This is a genomic window from Marisediminitalea sp. (assembly GCF_984433645.1).
This window is the reverse complement of the sequence record NZ_CFIDRX010000284.1, coordinates 1-2,744: the sequence shown is the minus strand read 5'-3', so window position 1 is coordinate 2,744 and position 2,744 is coordinate 1. Positions and strand designations below refer to the sequence as shown.

The window sequence follows — 2,744 nt, the reverse complement described above, 5'->3', positions numbered from 1 at the left end:
CGGCAATGTCTGATTGCTCGGCAAATAGCTCACCTGCGCCGGGCACAGTGAACCAGTTAAATACTTCTATACCCCTGCCGTCAGCGGTCGAGATCAAATATCCACTCACAAAAATAGTAATCAGCAGCGCGTATATACCTGCGTGACCCAGACTCGAAAGTATGCGTTCCACAGCGCTACCGAAACGCTCTGGACGCTGAGTGCGGGTGCGCATCAGCAATCTGGCAAGGGTTACCGCAGCCAGAATTAGGCCTGTGCTTTTGTGCCAGTGGGGGGCGGTTCGATACCATTCGCTGTAATACGTCAGGTCAACCATCCATACGCCAACGGCAAACATGCCTATCACCAAGAGTGCCGTTACCCAATGAATAATAATCAGCCCTAAAGGCCAGTTTTTTGGTGTTGCCAAAACCTTTTCCTTGCGTAGTTAGTCGTCGCATTGGGTAAATTACTTATCCGATGCGAGCAGATTATCTAACCTGTTTCATTAAAAACAGTCCAATAATTAGAGTGAAAGATTCTAAAAAATAGGACGTAACTAAACTTATCATCGAAGTTTGTTTTGAAAAATAGGTAGAAAAAGTGAGTGTCACAGTATCTGGTATGCCACTTAACCAGTTTTTTCCGCTATTGGTCGGTATTCTACTTTATTCCGGAACTGTTCAGGTCCATCTTTACTCTTAACAACATCCTCTGTTTATTTTGGAGTTACTTCAGATGAAGGCCTGGTTACTGATACTCACACTGATAGCGCTGGCAGGTTTGCCGGGCTCAGGTGCTGCTGTGCAGTCAGGCTTACATGGTCAATGGAGTAGCGTTGATAGCAACCTGACTGAGGCAGAGATCGCCGAGGTTGAACAAGGCATTGAGTCTGACCAGCAGGGCGATGGCCCCGATGTAATCAGTAGTACTAACGGTATTCGGTTTGCGCCTCAGGCAAGTACGGTTCACGGCCAGCTCCAGACGCAACTGTCAGGCTCATTTTATTCCGGATATGCCATCAGGGCCCCACCTGTATTTAGTTAATCAATCGACTCAGCGGCGCATTGCGCCACTTTCTTAATTTTTCGAGGATTAACTCATGCATCATTTAACACTTTGCCAAACTGAAGCTATTGATACGCTAGCGCACCCTGAAGTCTACGACCACGTTGAACTGGCGTCTTCGGCACTAAGCATTTTCACTGATTTTCACGAACACCAACCGCTGGTCATTGACGGTAATGTAAAAGCCATAGAACTGGAAAGACTAATGCGTCAGTCTCACGTAAAAATGAAGCTGGTATTAGACAAACACGAGCAATTCGTGGGTATCGTGACGCTGGCTGACATTACTGAACAAAAAATCCTGCAGCGCGTTGTGCAATTGGGGCTGCCCCGCTCTGAATTGCTGGTGGCTGATATGATGCAACCCAAAGCTGCATTGCAAGCCTTTGACTACCACGAACTGAAGGTCGCATCGGTAAAAGATGTGGTGGATACGCTGCAAGACAACGGCAAAATGCACTGTTTGGTTATCGACAAGCAACAGCACGAAATACGAGGCGTGATCAGCGTGAGTGACATCGCTCGCATCTTGCGGGTTCCACTGGATATTCAGTCACAGCCTTCATTTGCCGCACTGTCGCATATAATTGCAGCCTAAACTGAAGAGTCGGATCGGGGGCCTTATAGCCCCCGACGTTTAATTATGAACCAACAAGAACAGTAGTATCCAAAAATACGCTCGCTAACGGAATATTTGTTACACTTAATATACAGCACGCAGTGAGGACGAGAAGTGGCAACGTTTTACAATAAACAACACGGTGAGTTTAGCCTGATAATGAATCAGGATGTGGTATTAACCAATGCCGTGGGCCCATGGAACCTCGAGTGTATTGAGCAATTTGGCATCGATTACGCCACCAGTGTGTATTCGGCAAAGGTATCCAGGTGGGCTGATATTATCATGCTGCAGGGAGAAAGCCTGCTGGTGCCCGATGCAGAAAAAGATCTGCAAGTGCGCATTGCCCGCGCAGTAGAAACCGGCTTGAGTCACGTAGCGGTAGTGATGTGTAAGTCAGAAGTAAAGACCACCGCAAAACTGCAAATGAAGCGCCTCTATCGCAATTTATCCGCCGAGCTGGCATTTTTTGATACAGTTCAAGAAGCCATTGACTGGATCACTGAGCATGGATATCGCTGTGAAGCCCCGGTTGTTGAAGCTTTTTTTGACGACACACCCTAGGGCCTATTTCCCGGCCAATGCAGCCGCATAAGCCTGACGTGCCCAATCGCAGGCATCATCCGGATCATCATAAATTTCTTCCGGCGCCTCCATGTAACTTAGCGCGATGGTTTTGCCTTGCCGGACATAAGTAAACGGTGAATAGCCCCGCTCTTCAAGCGCCTGCTTCATTCCGGCGTCAACTTTTATATAAAGCTGATCGCTCACTACCAACGCAAACATTTTCCCCTGACTGAACACGCCATGACCACCAAACATGCGCTTCAGATGAATAGGCCCAAACGTACTGAAGACATCGTGCAGACTGTTAGCAAATTGGTTTGCGGACATGGGGTTAATTCCTTCAATGGGGGCCGAAATCTCAGTCTACTGCCCGGCTTTTTTTAACTCAATCTGCATTTTTTTCATTTTAGAGGGAATAAACCTCAGGTCCTCTCCGTTAACTCAATGTCAATGTGACATAACTGGAGATGATTATGAAAACTTTTACTTTTACTTCACTGATTCTGGCAAT

At 47.1% G+C, this 2,744-nt stretch carries 5 protein-coding genes; 3 read left to right on the top strand and 2 right to left on the bottom strand.

What is annotated here, in order from left to right; translation table 11 throughout:
- On the bottom strand, positions 1 to 409 hold a 409-nt coding region (locus AC4MRN_RS20345), incomplete at its 3' end, for a cytochrome b (RefSeq protein ID WP_491204348.1).
- Positions 410 to 717: 308 nt separating this feature from the next.
- Between AC4MRN_RS20345 and AC4MRN_RS20340 the strand changes: the two genes are divergently transcribed.
- The 3 genes from AC4MRN_RS20340 to AC4MRN_RS20330 all read left to right on the top strand — a co-directional run bounded on the left by AC4MRN_RS20340 (position 718) and on the right by AC4MRN_RS20330 (position 2,230).
- Positions 718 to 1,026, top strand: coding sequence for a hypothetical protein (locus AC4MRN_RS20340; protein WP_491204347.1), 309 nt, complete (start codon positions 718 to 720; stop codon positions 1,024 to 1,026).
- A gap of 55 nt (positions 1,027 to 1,081) precedes the next feature.
- Positions 1,082 to 1,645: a CBS domain-containing protein gene (locus AC4MRN_RS20335; protein ID WP_073317420.1), complete on the top strand. Its 564-nt coding sequence runs from the start codon at positions 1,082 to 1,084 to the stop codon at positions 1,643 to 1,645.
- A 135-nt stretch (positions 1,646 to 1,780) separates the two neighbouring features.
- Complete coding sequence (locus AC4MRN_RS20330; protein ID WP_491204346.1) at positions 1,781 to 2,230, top strand: hypothetical protein; 450 nt, start codon at positions 1,781 to 1,783, stop codon at positions 2,228 to 2,230.
- 3 nt (positions 2,231 to 2,233) lie between these two features.
- Here AC4MRN_RS20330 and AC4MRN_RS20325 read toward each other — a convergent pair whose 3' ends face one another.
- Positions 2,234 to 2,560 (bottom strand): TfoX/Sxy family protein, encoded by a 327-nt coding sequence (locus AC4MRN_RS20325; RefSeq protein WP_073317418.1) that lies wholly within the window; start codon positions 2,558 to 2,560, stop codon positions 2,234 to 2,236.
- Between the last annotated feature and the right edge of the window lie 184 nt (positions 2,561 to 2,744).